Raw genomic sequence first — 15120 nt, 5'->3', positions numbered from 1 at the left:
CGACGGTGTTTTAGTCGCGGGACGTAATCGGACTCCTCAACGGAGTCCGGACGACCGGAAGGCGGTGGATGTGAAAGCGCACCTTCGAGCCCGGGCAACCCAGGCCGGTGTGCTACTGGCGATGGTCGTCGGCGGCGTTGCCGTCGCGCCAGCCATGGCGCTCGCAGACCCTACCGTGGGGATCAACCTTCCAGGTCAAGTCGTCTCCGGCGGCACCGTGACCCTGTCCTACACGGTGAAGCCGGATCAGCAGGGCAACGGGCAGGGCAACGGCGAGGGTCCGTTCCAGGCTCAGATCCAGGTCGACACCGGCGGCCTGGGCTGCAACGGCAACGGCTGCAGCCCCGGCTCTCTCCAGCTCGGCCCGGACGGTCAGTCGTTCTCGGCGCAGTTGAAGGCGCCGAACGTGGGCGACGGCCAGACCCGATCGTTCACGGTCTCGGTCAACGTCAATATCCAGGGCCAGGGCAGCCAGCGGCAAAGCGCGACGCTCACGGTCAAGGGCGCGGACAAGCCGCAGACTGTGGCGGGTGTCACCGGCACGGTGTCGGATCAGAACGGCAACCCGATCCCCAACGCCGACGTCGGTATCCAGGACAGCAACGGCGGCCAGCAGAGCACCAAGACCAACAACTCGGGCCGGTTCGCCTTCCGCAGCACCGACTCCCGGCCGATCGCGCCGGGAAACATCTCGGTGGGCGCGAGCAAGGACGGCTTCAACGTCGCGACCGTGCAGCGCACCGGCCAGGCCGGCAGCACGCTGAACGTCTCGCTGACGTTGAAGAAGCTGGTGGCGGCCACGCCGTCGTCGGCGACCCCGTCGGTGTCCGCCTCGGCCACCACCGACCCGACCGAGGACGCGACCGCGGACGCGCCGACCGATGACGCGACCACGCCGGCCCAGGTCGACGCGGAGAACACCTCGGCGTCCGACGACAGCGGTGGCGGCGCGTCGTGGCTCTACATCATCATCGGCGTTCTGCTGGTGGGTGCCGGTGTCGGCGCGATGGTGCTGGTCTTCCTGCGCCGCAAGAACAGCGGAAACAACGGCGGCGGCGACGATGACGACCCGACCAACATGAGCCCGGGCGGCGGCGCGGTGCCGCCGAGCCAGGGCCGGTTCAACGACGCGACCCGGGTGGGTGCGCCGGTCGGTGCCGGTGCGGCCGCGCAGACCATGGTGGCGCCGCGCGCGGGTGCGCCGATGGCGGACGCCCCGACCATGATGCACCGGCCGGTTCCGCCGGAGGACGAGTTCCCCGATCCGTACGGCGCTCCGACCCCGCCGCAGGGCGGCTACCTCGGTGCCTCGTCGGCCGGGTGGGACGACCAGGGCGGCGGCTACGACCAGGCGACGCAGTACGGCGGGGCCCCGGACAACGGGTACGGCCAGTACGGCGCCGACGACGGCGGGCAGTACGCCGCCGGTGCCACCGGGCAGTACGGCGGCGGCCAGCAGCAGCCGCCGCAGATGTACAACGAGCCCACCGGTATGTACCGGCCGGCCGACGAAGGTTACGGCGACTACGACCGCGGCGGCTACGGAAACGCCGCCAACGGTGGCGGCGGCACCTACGGCGGCGCGGCACCCGCGAGCGGCGGCCAATACGGCGGCGGCGCGGCCGGTGGCGGCGGTCAGTACGGCGGCGGCGCGGCGGGCGTCGGCGGTGGCCAATACGGCGGCGGTGCCGCAGGCGGCTACGGCGACCAGGGTGGCTACGACCAGACGACGGCGTACGGCGGTGGCCAGCCCACCGGCACGTACGGCGGCGCGGCACCTGCGGGCGGCCAATACGGCGGCGGCCAGTATGGCGGCGGAGACAACCAATACGGCGGCGACGGCGGCCAGTACGGCGGCGGCGCGGCCGGTGGTCAGTACGGCGGCGGCCAGTACGGCAGCGAGCAGCAGCAGTACGGCGGCGACCAGGGCGGCTACGACCAGCGCGGCGGCCAGTACGGCGGCGGTCAGGGCCAAGCCCAAGGCCAGTACGGTGGCCGCGACGACCAGTACGACGAGCAGACCGGTTACGACCAGCGCGGTGGCTACCGTGGACAGTCGTCCCGGCCGGGCCAGCGCCGCTCCTCCGAGTGGGACAACTGACCTAAGAGCAAGCCGAGATCGGCCCCGCCCCGGAAACGGGCGCGGGGCCGATCACTTTTTGCACATAACGCACAAAAAACCCGGCCGACGTCCCGCGAGGGGAACGCCGGCCGGGGAGATCAGTCCTGGTCGTCGTGGTGCTCGGTCAGCTCCAACGTGACGGACCGGCCCTCGTCGGCGGGCACCGGGTCCTTCACCTCGGCGACCGACGCCGCCGGGATGCCGTCCGCCTCGATCGGCGCCGCCGTCTCCATGGCCGGACCGGCAGCCGCCGCCTCCAGCACCTCGTCGCCGCGGTCCTGCCCCGCCGGTGCGGTCGGGTCGGCGGCGTGCTCCGGGTCGCCCTGCCGGTTGGCTAGTTCGGCCGCCCCACCGAACAGCTTCGGCAGCGTTGCCGACCACGCCTCGCGCACCTCGTCCAGCGGGATGCTGAACTCGTCGCGCACCTCGAGGACCGGCTCGTGCTGCGTCACGCCGATCGGGTTGCAGGTCACGCCGAACTCCGCGGCCAGCGCGACGAACGCCTTGTCGTGCCCGCGCGGCACCGCGACCAGCGCCCGGCCGGCCGACTCGCTGAACAGGTAGACGAACGCGGAGGTGCCGTCCTGCGGCAGCGACACGCGCGCGCCCACGTTGCGTCGCAGCGCGCTCTCCACCAGCGCCTGCGAGAGGCCGCCGTCGGAGAGGTCGTGCGCGGCGCTGACCAGGCCGGACTGCGACGCCCGGGCCATCAGCGCGCCCAGCCGCTGCTCCTTCGCCAGGTCCACCTTGGGCGGACGACCGCCGAGGTGGCCGTGCGTTACCCAGGCCCACTCGGAGCCGGACAGCTCGACGTCGGTGTCGCCGAGCAGGTAGAGCAGGTCACCGTCGCCGGTCGGCGCGGTGAAGCCCATCGGGACGCGGCGGGCCACGTCGTCGAAGACGCCGAGCACGCCGACCACCGGGGTCGGGTGGATCGCCGCGGCCCCGGTCTGGTTGTAGAAGCTGACGTTGCCGCCGGTCACCGGGGTGCCGAGCTGCTGGCAACCGTCCGCCAGACCGCGTACGGCCTCGGCGAACTGCCACATCACGGCCGGGTCCTCCGGCGAGCCGAAGTTCAGGCAGTCGGTCACCGCGACCGGCTCGGCGCCGGTGACGGCCACGTTCCGGTACGCCTCGGCGAGTGCGAGACGCGCACCCTCGTACGGGTCGAGACGCGCGAAGCGCCCGTTGCCGTCCACCGCGAGCGCCACGCCCAGGCCGGTCTCCTCGTCGATCCGCAGCACGCCGGAGTCTTCCGGCTGGGCCAGGATCGTGTTGCCGAGCACGTACCGGTCGTACTGCTCGGTGACCCACGTCTTGTCGGCCAGGTTCGGCGAAGCCGCCATCCGCAGCACCGTCTCGCGCAGCTCGTCGCCGGTGCTCGGGCGGGGCAGCGTCTCCGCCTTGTCCGCCTGCAGCAGGATCAGGTCGGCGGGCTCGCGGATCGGGCGGGCGTAGACCGGCCCGTCGTCGGCGAGTGATCCGGGCGGCACGTCCACCACCACGTGGTCGTTCCAGCTGATCACCAGCCGGCCCGGTGCGCCGCCCTGCGCCGGCCCGGTCACCTCGCCGATCGCGGTGGCCCAGACGCCCCACTTCTTGGCGACCTCGAGCACGCGGTCCAGGTTTTCCGGGGTGACGATCAGAAGCATCCGCTCCTGCGACTCGCTGGCCAGGATCTCGGTGGGCGACATCGAGGCCTCGCGCAGCGGCACCCGCTCGAGCCAGACCCGCATGCCGGTGCCGGCCGCCGCCGCGGTCTCGGACAACGCGCAGGTCAGACCCGCGCCGCCGAGGTCCTGAATACCGGCGACGAGGCCGGCGTCGTACAGCTCGAGACAGCTCTCGATGAGCAGCTTCTCCATGAACGGGTCGCCGACCTGCACCGACGGGCGGCGCTGCTCGGCCTCCTCGTCGAAGGTGGCGGACGCCAGCACGGAGACCCCGCCGATGCCGTCCCGGCCGGTCCGCGCGCCGAGCAGCACGACGACGTTGCCGACGCCGGCCGCTTCCTTGTGCTGCAGCCGCTCGACCGGCAGCACACCGATGCTCAGTGCGTTGACCAGCGGGTTTCCCTGGTACGTCGGGTCGAAGACGACCTCACCGCCGATGTTCGGCAGGCCCAGGCAGTTGCCGTAGCCGCCGACCCCGGCCACCACGCCGGGCAGCACCCGCGCCGTGTCCGGGTGATCGGCCGCACCGAAGCGCAGCGGATCCATCACCGCGATCGGGCGGGCGCCCATGGCGAGAATGTCGCGGACGATGCCGCCGACGCCGGTCGCCGCGCCCTGGTACGGCTCGACGAAGCTCGGGTGGTTGTGCGACTCGACCTTGAAGGTGACCGCCAGGTCGTCGGAGATCTGCACGACGCCCGCGTTCTCCCCGATGCCCGCCAGCATCCGGGTGTTCTGCGGCGTCTTCTCACCGAACTGACGCAGGTGCACCTTGCTCGACTTGTACGAGCAGTGCTCGCTCCACATGATCGAATACATCGCGAGCTCGGACGCGGTCGGACGGCGGCCGAGGATCTGCCGGATCCGGTCGTACTCGTCGTCCTTTAGCCCGAGCTCGGTGTGCGGCTGGAGCTCGTCCGACGTGTGTTCCGCCCGCTCGACCGTGTCGGGTCCGCCGTCGTACTCGTTGACCAGCACGTCCGTGGCAGCAAAGCCCGACGGCTTGCCCTCGGGCGCCTCCGCGCCGCTGGTCGCCGTGTCCGGCTGCGTGGTCATGACTGTCCCCCTGCTTGCTGGCCGCCCGCGGACGCCCCGGCCAGGGCCCGCAGGACTGAGGTGAAGAAGCCGAGGCCGTCGAGCGACGGACCGGTCAGCGCCTCCACCGCGTGTTCCGGGTGCGGCATGATGCCGACGACGTTGCCGGCCTCATTGGTGATCGCCGCGATGTCGCGCTGCGAGCCGTTCGGGTTGCCCCGGATGTACCGGGCGACGACCCGTCCCTCGGCCTCGAGCTCGTCCAGCGTCCGCTGGTCCGCGACGAAGCAGCCCTCGCCGTTCTTGACCGGGATCAAAACCTCCTGGCCGACCAGGAATCGGCTGGTCCAGGAGGTGTTCGCGGTCTCGACGCGCAGGTACTGATCGCGGTTACGGAAATGCAGGTGCTGGTTGCGGGTCAGGGCGCCGGGCAGCAGGTGGGCCTCGCAGAGAATCTGGAAGCCGTTGCAGATGCCGAGCACCGGCATGCCGCCGCGGGCGGCGTCGGCGATCGACTCCATCGCGGGCGCGAAGCGGGCGATCGCGCCTGTGCGCAGATAATCCCCGTACGAGAAGCCGCCCGGAAGCACCACCGCGTCGACGCCCTGCAGGTCAGAGTCGCCGTGCCAGAGACGAACCGCGTCCGCGCCGGCGATGCGCACGGCACGAGCCGCGTCCCCGTCGTCCAGCGAGCCCGGGAAGGTGACCACACCGATCCGCATGATCAGGCGACCTCTACCACGTGGATGTCGAAGTCCTCGATCACCGGATTGGCGAGCAGTTTGTCGGCGATCTCGCGCGCACGGTCCAGATCGGGTTCGCCTTCGAACTCGATCTCGATCCGCCGGCCGATCCGGACCGAGGAGACATCGGTGACGCCGAGCCTGGGCAGCGCGTTTGCGACCGCCTGGCCCTGCGGATCGAGGATCTCCGGCTTGAGCATGACGTCGACCACGACGCGAGCCACGGGCACTCCTGACTGATAGGTGTAAGCATCGCGAGCCTACCTTGTGACCCTCGCCAAGAGCCCATCGCCCGGTGTCGCCAGGGCAACACCACACCCTCTGAGCAGGCAGTCTCGACAGTGATCACAGATCAATGATCGAGCGCGGCAGCTCATCCATCACACGGTGATATGTGGCAACTGGAGGGTTGGCCGTGTTGCTACCACCTCGTACCGTCAGGACATCGATCTCCGATGAGCCGGCGGCGGTCGCCCCCACCGCCGCCCGGCACCTTGAATTCCGCCGGGGTGCGGTGCGAGGGTCGAGCTCCGCCGCACCTCGGCGGCGCCAATCCGGCTCAGAGAATGGGTGCGGGCGCGTAACCCGCTGCCTGCGGGTGCGCCGCGACGATCGTCGCCACCCGGTCGGCCACCTCGCTGACCTGCGACGGCGCCGCACCGACGAAGGCGGCCCGGTCCGCCACCAGCGTGTCGATCTCGGCCCGGCTCAGGTGCAGTCGCTCGTCCGCGGCGAGCCGGTCGAACAGGTCGTTCACCAGCACGCCCTTCTCGCGCATGGCGAGCGCCACCGCGACCGAGTGCTCCTTGATCACCTCATGTGCCACCTCGCGGCCGACGCCCTTGCGCACCGCCGCCACCAAGATCTTGGTGGAGGACAGGAACGGCAGGAAGCGGTCGAGCTCACGAGCGATCACCGCGGGGTAGGCGCCGAACTCGTCGAGCACCGTGAGGAACGTCTGGAACAGCCCGTCGGTGGCGAAGAACGCGTCCGGCAGCGCGACCCGGCGCACGACCGAGCACGAGACGTCGCCCTCGTTCCACTGGTCGCCGGCCAGTTCGCCGATCATGGACAGATAGCCGCGGACGATGACGGCGAGCCCGTTGACCCGCTCGGACGAGCGCGTGTTCATCTTGTGCGGCATCGCCGACGAGCCGACCTGGCCCGGCTTGAAGCCCTCGGTCACCAGCTCCTGGCCGACCATCAGCCGGATCGTGGTGGCCAGCGACGACGGCGCGGCCACGACCTGCGCCAGCGCCGAGACCACGTCGAAGTCCAGCGACCGCGGATAGACCTGCCCGACGCTGGTCAGCACCCGGTTGAACCCGAGATGCGAGGCCACCCGCTGCTCGAGCACGGCCAGCGCCTCGTAGTCGCCGTCCAGCAGGTCGAGCTGGTCCGCCGCGGTGCCGACCGGGCCCTTGATGCCGCGCAACGGATAGCGCCCGATCAGATCATCGAGCCGCTCGTACGCCACCAGGAGCTCCTGAGCCGCCGAAGCGAACCGCTTACCGAGCGTGGTCGCTTGTGCCGCCACGTTGTGCGACCGCCCGGTCATCACCAGATCGGAATGCTCGACCGCGAGGGTGGCGAGCCGGGCCAGCGTCGCGACGACGCGGTCCCGGATCAGCAGCATCGAGCCGCGGATCTGCAGCTGCTCCACGTTCTCGGTGAGGTCGCGCGACGTCATGCCTTTGTGGATCTGCTCGAAGCCGGCGAGCGCGCTGAACTCCTCGATCCGCGCCTTCACATCGTGCCGGGTGACGCGCTCACGTGCGGCGATGGACTCGAGGTCAACCCGATCCAAGACTTTCTCGTACGCCTCGACGGCGCCGGCCGGCACGGACACGCCCAGGTCTCGTTGCGCACGCAGAACGGCCAGCCAGAGCCGCCGTTCCATCCGGATCTTCTCCTCCGGCGACCAGAGGGTCACGAGATCGGCGGAGGCGTAGCGAGCGGCGAGGACGTTCGGGATGGTCACGCCGTCGATTCTCCCACGGGCTTCGCGACAAGCTGCGGGCCTGGTTCGGGCAGCTCGTGACGCAGCGTGCGCACCGCCCGGCTGCTCAGCATCGCCAGCGAGGCCAGCGTGGTCAGCAGGAACGCGCCGATCAGGGTGGTCTCGACCCCGGCGGCACCCGAGATCGGTCCCACCAGCATCTCGCCCACCGGGATCGCGATGAACGAGCCGACCATGTCGTAGGAGTAGACCCGGGCGAGCTTGTCGGCCGGCACGTGTTCCTGCATCGTCGTCTCCCACGCGACGCCGAACTGTTCGATCGTCAGCCCGGCCACCAGAGCCGCCAGAACCAGCACCCACAAGTGCGGATATATCCCGAGGAACAGGACCGGCAGTCCGAAGGGGACACAACAGCAGACCCCGAAGAAGAGCAGCCGGCGGATCCGGAGCCGTAGCGCGATCAACGCCCCGACGATCATGCCGGCGGTCTCCGCAGCCAGCACGAATCCCCAGCCCCGGCGCCCGATCGTGGCATCCGCGACGAGCGGACCGAGGACCACCATGGCCCCGGTCCAGGCCGCGTTCAGCACGCAGAACCCGGCCACCACGACCCAGAGCCAGGTGCGAGAACGGAATTCCGACCACCCGGTCCGCAGATCCAACAGCACGTTCGATCGCGACGTCGCCTCCGCCGCGGGCAAGGCGACGGCGCGCAGCGGGGCGAAACAGAGCGCGCTGATCGCGAACGCCACCCCGTCGACCGCAATGCCGACGCCCGGGCCGGCCGCCGCCACCACGACGCCGGCCAGCGGCGCGCCGAGCAGCGCCGCGCCGTTCAGCGACAGCCGGTTCAGAGCGTTGGCCTGCTGCCGCACGTCGGCCGGAACGGTCTGCGGCAGGATCGCCGCGCTCGCCGGCATGGCCAGCGCACCGACCATCCCGTTCAGCGCGGCAAGGCCGATGAGCAGCGGGATCGTCGCGGTATGGGTGAGCACCAGGGTGGCCACCACGCCCTGAGTGGCCGCCGCGGCGAGGCTCGATCCGACCATCAGCAGGTGCTTGGGCAGACGGTCGGCGAGCACCCCGCCGAAGAGCAGGAACAGAACGTTGACCAGCATGCGGGTGCCGACCACGAGACCGAGGTCGGTGGCCGAGCCGGTCAGATCGAGCACCGCGAAGGCAAGGGCGATCGGGGCGAAGGCGTTACCCAGGGCGTTGACGGTGCGGCCGGCGATCAGACACCGGAAGGGGATGTACCGCAGTGGCGCCAGCGCATTCATTCGGTCTCCCATCGGCAGGTGGCACACTGCACGGCGAAGCAACTTATCGTTACTGTTACTGGCGGGTAGGTTCTGGTCCCGTTCCGAAAGGTTGATGATGACTGATTTCAACCCGGAGTCGCTCAGCACGATCGGCCCCAAGGAGTTCGCGCAGCTCGTCAAGAAGACGCCGGACTCCCAGATCGCCGACGTGATGGGCGGCGACGCACGCACCAAGATCCTCGACGAGGTGTTCGACCGCATGCCGACGCTGTTCCGCGCGGAGAAGGCGGGCAGCACCCAGGCCGTCATCCACTGGAACATCTCGGGCGGGACCGGCGGCGCGACCGACACCTACGAGACGGTGATCGAGAACGGCGCCTGCACGGTCACCAAGGAGCCGGTCCGCGACCCCAAGCTGTCCATGACCATGGACCCGGTCACGTTCCTCAAGGTCGTCTCGGGCGACGGGAACCCGATGATGATGTTCATGACCGGCAAGATCAAGGCCAAGGGCGACCTGGGCCTCGCCGCCAACGTGGCCAAGCTCTTCGACATCCCGCGCGCGTGACCAACTTCTGACCTGGCCCGGCCCGCTTTTGCTGGCCGGGACAGCCCGGTCGGGCGTGAGGAGCTGTTGTTGCACTCAGCGGGGCGCGGCCGCCGGGACCGTTCCGGCGACGGCGTACGTCTGCGAATTATGCCTGGATGCGGCCCTCGACCGCGCCCAACGCGATGTCCGTGCGGAACTGGGCGCCGTCCAAGCGCACGCCGTCCACCAGCGCGTACGCGGAGTCGCGGGCGGCGGCCAGGTCCGGGCCGGTGGCGGTCACGCTGAGCACGCGCCCGCCGGCCGAGACCAGGGCGCCGTCGTCGCGACGGGCGGTGCCGGCGTGGATCACCCCGGGGACGTCGGCGCCGGTGATCACGTCACCGGTCCGCGGCGTACCGGGGTAGTCGGCGCTCGCCACCACGACCGTGACCGCCGCGCCCTCCCGCCAGCGCAACGGCGGGTGCGCGGCCAGCGTGCCGGTCGCCGCCGCCTGCAGCAGGCCACCGAGCGGCGTCTCCAGCATGGCGAGCACCACCTGGGTCTCCGGGTCGCCGAAGCGGGCGTTGAACTCGATCACCTTCGGGCCGTCCGGCGTCAGCGCGAGGCCGACGTAGAGCAGCCCGGCGAACGGGGTGCCGCGGCGCCGCATCTCGGCCAGCGTCGGCTCCACCGTCTCGCGCATCACCCGGGGCACCAGGTCGTCCGGCGCCCAGCTCAGCGGGGCGTACGCGCCCATGCCGCCGGTGTTCGGCCCGGCATCGCCGTCGGCCAGGCGCTTGAAATCCTGGGCCGGCATCAGCGGCACCGCCGCGGTGCCGTCGGTGACCACGAAGAGGGAGACCTCCGGGCCGGACAAATACTCTTCGATCACGACTTTTCCGCAGTCGGCGGCATGCCGCCGGGCGTCCTCGAGCGAGTCGGTGACCACCACGCCCTTGCCCGCGGCCAGGCCGTCGTCCTTCACCACGTACGGCGCACCGAGATCGGCTAGTGCCCGGTCCACGGCGGCCGAGTCGTCGCAGGAGTAGGAGCGCGCGGTGGGCACGCCCGCCGCGGCCATGACCTCCTTCGCGAACGCCTTCGACCCCTCCAGCCGGGCGGCCGCGGCGGTCGGTCCGAAGCAGGCGATTCCCTTGGCGCGTACGGCATCGGCGACCCCGGCCACCAGCGGCGCCTCCGGTCCGATCACCACGAGGTCGGCGGCCAGCTCGACGGCGAGCGCGGCGACCGCTGCCGGGTCGGTGGCGGTGACCTGACGCAGCTGGGCGACCTGAGCGATGCCGGGGTTACCCGGGGCCGCGGCCAGGAAGTCGACGGACGGGTCGGCGGCGAGACCGATGGCCAGAGCGTGCTCGCGGCCACCGGATCCGATCAGAAGTACGCGCACGGCCGCCGATCCTACCGGCGAGCTCCTTCCGCACGTCGCACAGCTGGGACGTCGCGTAAACTTCGGCAGTACCCGGGCACTCCCGAGTACGACCTGTTCGACGGAAGGCGTCACGGACGTGCCGGTGATCGTGTTGGTCGGCGCCCAATGGGGCGACGAGGGCAAGGGCAAAGCCACTGACCTGCTGGGCGACCGGCTTGACTACGTGGTCAAGTTCAACGGCGGCAACAACGCGGGTCACACCGTGGTCATCAACGGTGAGAAATACGCGTTGCATCTGCTGCCCAGCGGCATCCTGACGCCCGGCGTGGTCCCGGTGATCGGCAACGGCGTCGTGGTGGATCTCGGCGTGCTCTTCGAGGAGATCGACGGGCTGGAGGCGCGCGGCATCGACACGTCGCGCCTGCGGATCAGCGCCAACGCGCACGTCATCCCGTCGTACAACCGATCGCTCGACAAGGTCAGCGAGCGTTACCTGGGCGCCCGCCGGATCGGCACGACCGGCCGTGGCATCGGCCCGACCTACGCCGACAAGATGAACCGCGCCGGCGTGCGCATCCAGGACCTCTTCGACGAGTCGATCCTGCGGCAGAAGGTCGAGGCGGCGCTCGGTTTCAAGAACCAGGTGCTCTCGAAGATCTACAACCGCCAGGCGGTCAAGCCCGACGACGTGGTCAAGGAGCTGATCGCGTACGCCGAGCGCCTGCGACCGTACGTGGCGGACACCGCGCTCGAGTTGTCCGAGGCGCTCGACGACGGCAAGGTCGTGCTCTGCGAGGCGGGTCAGGCCACCCTGCTCGACGTCGACCACGGCACCTATCCGTTCGTGACCAGCTCGAACGCGACAGCGGGCGGCGCCTGCACCGGCTCCGGCATCCCGCCGACCCGGATCGATCGCGTGGTCGCGGTGCTCAAGGCCTTCACGTCCCGGGTCGGCGAGGGCCCGTTCCCGACCGAGCTGCACGACAAGTTCGGCGACTACCTGCGCGAGGTCGGCCAGGAGTACGGCACCACCACCGGCCGTCCGCGCCGGATCGGCTGGCTCGACCTGGTCATCGGCCGGTACGCGCAGCGCATCAACGGGGTCACCGACTTCGCCCTGACCAAACTGGACAATTACGACGGACTGGACGAAATTCCGATCTGCGTGGCGTACGAGGTCAATGGGGTTCGGCACGAGGAGATGCCGATCAACCAGACCGACTTCCACCACGCCGAGCCGATCTACGAGACGATGCCGGGCTGGAAACAGGACATCTCCGGCTGCCGCACCTTCGAGGACCTGCCGAAGGAAGCGCAGAATTTCGTCGAGTTCGTCGAGCAGCGCGTCCGGGCCCGGATCTCGATCGTCGGCGTCGGGCCGGGCCGGGAAGCGGTCATCGAGCGGCATTCGGTGCTGAGCGGAGTCTGATCATGTACGACGTCGTGTTGCTCAGCCTCGCCGAGGGCGGCGCCGCGGACTCCTGCGGCGGCGCGTGCGGCGGCGCATGCTCCATCTTGGAAAAGACGTCCTGCGCCACCCCGCGCGTGCCGGTCCTGGAGTGCGCCGACGCGCTCACCGCGGCCGGCGCCCGGGTCGAGATGATCACCGCGGGCTCGGACAAGGAGATCGACGAGGTCATCGCGCGCCTCGACGGGCCACCGCGCGCGGACGGGCTGGACTGGCCGGACACGGACAGCAAGACCCGGCTCGTCGTCGCCGCCTCCACCGACGGTCAGTTGCGCGCCGTCGTGCGCCGGCTCGTCCGGCGGTACGCTCCGCCGCCGAGCAAGCGTCCGGCCGAGCTCGCCGGCGACCGGACCGTCCCGGACCTTCCGCCGATCGCGATCCTGCCGCTCGACGTCACCAACGCGACCGACCTGGCCGCGCAGCTCGAGCTGCCGCGCACCCCGAAGGGGGTGGCCGAGGCGGTGCTGAACGGCCCGGTCCGTCGGCTTGACCTGCTGCGTAACGACGGCGGTTCGGTCACCGTGGACGGCGCACTGGTCGGCGGATCCGACGACGACGGCCGCGCGGTGCCGTGGCGCGGCCGGGTCGAGGTGGACGACGCGGTCCTCTCCGACGGCGAGGAACCGATCCTGGCCGCCGTGGTCGGCAACGCCGGCGCGTACGCGGAGGTCGACGGCATGCGACTGCTCGCCGAGGGCGACCCCACGGACGGGTGGGTCGAGGTGGCGGTCGCCGTCCCGCAGGTCGTCAAGCAGCGGTTCCGGGGCACCCGCGTACGCCTCGAGGTCCGCCGGGCGCGGGGCCGGGCCGTTTCGGTGCTGCCGCGCGACGGCGAGGTGCACTTCCTGGACGACGGGGTCGCGGGATCGATGAACCGCAAGCGTTCCTGGTGGACCGAGGCCGGGGCCTGGGCGGTGTACGCGAGCTGACGGCCGGCGCCGGGCGGCGGTCCTTCACCGCCCGGCGATGATGTCGTGCACGGTCAGGACAGGGCGTCCGCGGCGGCCGGGTCGCTGTCGCGCAGGAATTGAGCGCAGCGGGCTGCCTCGTCGGCCTCCCCGATCTCGGCGGCGGCCTGCGACAGCGTGTGCAGGCAGCGGAGGAAGCCCTGGTTGGGCACGTGCGACCAGGGAATCGGCCCATTCCCCTTCCAGCCGTTGCGGCGCAGCGCGTCGAGGCCACGGTGGTACCCGGTGCGGGCGTAGGCGTACGCGGTCACCGGTTCGTCGGCGGCCAGCGCGTCGGCGGCCAGCGCGGCCCAGCCGCCACTGAACGCGGGGTGGGCAGCCGCTACGGCTTTGTAGGCGGCGGTGGTTCCGGTCTCTTGTGCCCCGGCGAGGGCCTTCTCAGCCTCGTCATCGGCCGGCAGCAGGGTGGCCGGCGGCTCGGGAAGGAGGTTCTGCATGGCTCTATTCAACCCTGCGGCGCATCCCAGCCGGCGGCCAGCCTGCGCAGCCGGTCGCTACCCTACGGGTCATGCCTGGCGATCCACTTCAGCCCGTTCTCGGCGGGGATGTTCCGTTCGACAGCACCGCCTTCGAGGTTGAGTCGCGGGCCGAGTTCGACGTCCACTTCGTCCGGCGGTCGCTGGCCGGGCTGGTGATTCTGGGGCTGCGGCTCGACCTGGACCCGCCCGACTTCGCCGGGGTCGACGTCGCGGACACGCTGTTCGTGGGGTGTCGGCTGGCCGGTCCGGAGGTCGAGATCGACCTGATCCGCCGGGGCGCGCACCTGGTGCCGCCGTTCGAGGCCCGGCCCTACCCGACGCACCCGGCCACGCTCTATACCCCGGAGGACCTGTCGTTCGGGTTCGCCGAGGGTGGCTTCGCCGGCATGTACGACACAGTGGTCTACCAGCACTTCGTCGACCACGGTGGGGCCGCGCCGGACATTCGGGAGGCGCTCGCCCAGCGACTGCACGACGCGGGAATCGACAACGCGCTCGGTAAGGCGCTGGCCACCTGGGTGGGGTCGCACAACGCCGCGCACGCGGTCGGGATCATGGGCGGGCACGCGGCGGCGCGCGGTTCCGAGGCGTACCGGATGGCGGCGACCCTGGCCTGGCGGCTCGCGTCGATCGGACGGCTCGTGGTCACCGGCGGCGGGCCGGGCGTGATGGAGGCGGCCAACCTCGGCGCGTACTTCGCGGCGCGGCCTGCGCCTCAGTTGCAGGTGGCGATCGACATGCTCGCGGCGGCACCGCACTTTCCGGACCACGACCCGTACACCGCGGCGGCGATCGCGGTGCGCAAAAGGTATCCGGCCCCGCCGGCCGCGGTCACCGATGTGCTCGGCAAGCTGCGGCACGGCGGACTCGCCCTGCCCACGTGGCTCTACGGACACGAGCCGGCCAACCTGTTCGCGGGTCAAATCGGAAAATACTTCTCCAACGCCGTACGGGAAGACTCGATTTTGCGTCTTTCCCGCGGTGGCATCGTGTTCGCGCCGGGGTGGGCGGGCACGGTTCAGGAGATCTTCCAGGCGGCGACGAAGACGTTCTATCAGACCGACGGGCCGTCCGGGGCGTTCGTGTTCCTGGGCGTCGAGCATTGGCGTGCGCTGCCGGTCGAGGCGCTGTTACGGCCCCTGCTGGCCAAGTCGCCGCACGGTGATCAGTCACATCTGGTCGTGGTGACCGACTCGCTGGACGTGGCGATGGCCGCGTTGTCGATGTCCTAGACGTCCGCCACTCGCAAGGGCTCGTTCCCGCCGATCGGAGCGCCGACTCGGATTGGGACGGCGCCCGGTCAGTGGCGCGCGGCACTTCCATCATGTGGGATCGGCGGCCGCCCACTGGGATCGGCGACCACGTTCTGGACCCGGCGTCCGCGATGTGGGAGTCTCGTCCATTGTGGAGGGACCTTTTGTCAAGTAATACGGCTTTTGGTCCGTGGGCTTTACCCGCCGGATGTGAACCTTGGAGAGTTATGGCTCGTAT

General features: G+C 70.6%; 12 protein-coding genes. 5 read left to right on the top strand and 7 right to left on the bottom strand.

Features of this window, described 5'->3' with window-relative positions:
- The first annotated feature begins 154 nt into the window (after positions 1 to 154).
- A complete protein-coding gene (locus tag HH310_RS40665; protein ID WP_169181110.1) occupies positions 155 to 2101 on the top strand; it encodes a carboxypeptidase-like regulatory domain-containing protein in 1947 nt (648 codons plus the stop codon).
- A gap of 119 nt (positions 2102 to 2220) precedes the next feature.
- Here HH310_RS40665 and purL read toward each other — a convergent pair whose 3' ends face one another.
- The 5 genes from purL to HH310_RS40640 form a co-directional block, all read right to left on the bottom strand.
- Positions 2221 to 4851 (bottom strand): phosphoribosylformylglycinamidine synthase subunit PurL, encoded by a 2631-nt coding sequence (gene purL / locus HH310_RS40660; protein ID WP_169181109.1) that lies wholly within the window; start codon positions 4849 to 4851, stop codon positions 2221 to 2223.
- Positions 4848 to 5558 (bottom strand): phosphoribosylformylglycinamidine synthase subunit PurQ, encoded by a 711-nt coding sequence (gene purQ / locus HH310_RS40655; protein WP_169181152.1) that lies wholly within the window; start codon positions 5556 to 5558, stop codon positions 4848 to 4850. Before purQ ends, purL begins: the two co-directional genes overlap by 4 nt.
- A complete protein-coding gene (gene purS / locus HH310_RS40650; protein WP_169181108.1) occupies positions 5555 to 5797 on the bottom strand; it encodes a phosphoribosylformylglycinamidine synthase subunit PurS in 243 nt (80 codons plus the stop codon). The genes purQ and purS overlap by 4 nt, the downstream gene beginning before the upstream one ends.
- 335 nt (positions 5798 to 6132) lie before the next feature.
- Positions 6133 to 7554, bottom strand: coding sequence for an adenylosuccinate lyase (purB, locus tag HH310_RS40645; RefSeq protein ID WP_169181107.1), 1422 nt, complete (start codon positions 7552 to 7554; stop codon positions 6133 to 6135).
- Positions 7551 to 8813, bottom strand: a complete 1263-nt coding sequence (locus tag HH310_RS40640; RefSeq protein ID WP_169181106.1) for an MFS transporter — start codon at positions 8811 to 8813, stop codon at positions 7551 to 7553. Before HH310_RS40640 ends, purB begins: the two co-directional genes overlap by 4 nt.
- Before the next feature lie 97 nt (positions 8814 to 8910).
- Here HH310_RS40640 and HH310_RS40635 point away from each other — a divergent pair, with 97 nt between their 5' ends.
- Complete coding sequence (locus HH310_RS40635; protein WP_169181105.1) at positions 8911 to 9363, top strand: SCP2 sterol-binding domain-containing protein; 453 nt, start codon at positions 8911 to 8913, stop codon at positions 9361 to 9363.
- 127 nt (positions 9364 to 9490) lie between these two features.
- Here the strand turns inward: HH310_RS40635 and purD are convergent, their stop codons facing one another.
- Complete coding sequence (purD, locus tag HH310_RS40630) at positions 9491 to 10732, bottom strand: phosphoribosylamine--glycine ligase (RefSeq protein WP_169181104.1); 1242 nt, start codon at positions 10730 to 10732, stop codon at positions 9491 to 9493.
- A gap of 118 nt (positions 10733 to 10850) precedes the next feature.
- Between purD and HH310_RS40625 the strand changes: the two genes are divergently transcribed.
- Both HH310_RS40625 and HH310_RS40620 read left to right on the top strand, forming a co-directional pair.
- Positions 10851 to 12143, top strand: coding sequence for an adenylosuccinate synthase (locus HH310_RS40625; RefSeq protein ID WP_169181103.1), 1293 nt, complete (start codon positions 10851 to 10853; stop codon positions 12141 to 12143).
- A gap of 2 nt (positions 12144 to 12145) precedes the next feature.
- Positions 12146 to 13111: a diacylglycerol kinase family protein gene (locus HH310_RS40620; protein ID WP_169181102.1), complete on the top strand. Its 966-nt coding sequence runs from the start codon at positions 12146 to 12148 to the stop codon at positions 13109 to 13111.
- Positions 13112 to 13164: 53 nt separating this feature from the next.
- Here HH310_RS40620 and HH310_RS40615 read toward each other — a convergent pair whose 3' ends face one another.
- Positions 13165 to 13587, bottom strand: coding sequence for a DUF3151 domain-containing protein (locus tag HH310_RS40615; protein WP_169181101.1), 423 nt, complete (start codon positions 13585 to 13587; stop codon positions 13165 to 13167).
- A gap of 71 nt (positions 13588 to 13658) precedes the next feature.
- Here HH310_RS40615 and HH310_RS40610 point away from each other — a divergent pair, with 71 nt between their 5' ends.
- Positions 13659 to 14861 (top strand): LOG family protein, encoded by a 1203-nt coding sequence (locus HH310_RS40610; RefSeq protein WP_169181100.1) that lies wholly within the window; start codon positions 13659 to 13661, stop codon positions 14859 to 14861.
- Positions 14862 to 15120: the final 259 nt, after the last annotated feature.

Origin of the sequence: Actinoplanes sp. TBRC 11911, assembly GCF_012933445.1 — a bacterium.
Taxonomy (GTDB): domain Bacteria; phylum Actinomycetota; class Actinomycetes; order Mycobacteriales; family Micromonosporaceae; genus Actinoplanes.
This window is presented reverse-complemented; position numbering and strand designations above follow the sequence as displayed.

What these genes read in the sequence shown, in the direction of transcription:
- HH310_RS40640 (WP_169181106.1), bottom strand. Translation starts at nt 8,813, where the DNA reads ATGAATGCGCTGGCGCCACTGCGGTACATCCCCTTCCGGTGTCTGATC.
- HH310_RS40620 (WP_169181102.1), top strand. Translation starts at nt 12,146, where the DNA reads ATGTACGACGTCGTGTTGCTCAGCCTCGCCGAGGGCGGCGCCGCGGAC.
- HH310_RS40615 (WP_169181101.1), bottom strand. Translation starts at nt 13,587, where the DNA reads ATGCAGAACCTCCTTCCCGAGCCGCCGGCCACCCTGCTGCCGGCCGAT.
- HH310_RS40610 (WP_169181100.1), top strand. Translation starts at nt 13,659, where the DNA reads ATGCCTGGCGATCCACTTCAGCCCGTTCTCGGCGGGGATGTTCCGTTC.
- purL (WP_169181109.1), bottom strand. Translation starts at nt 4,851, where the DNA reads ATGACCACGCAGCCGGACACGGCGACCAGCGGCGCGGAGGCGCCCGAG.
- HH310_RS40635 (WP_169181105.1), top strand. Translation starts at nt 8,911, where the DNA reads ATGACTGATTTCAACCCGGAGTCGCTCAGCACGATCGGCCCCAAGGAG.
- HH310_RS40665 (WP_169181110.1), top strand. Translation starts at nt 155, where the DNA reads ATGGCGCTCGCAGACCCTACCGTGGGGATCAACCTTCCAGGTCAAGTC.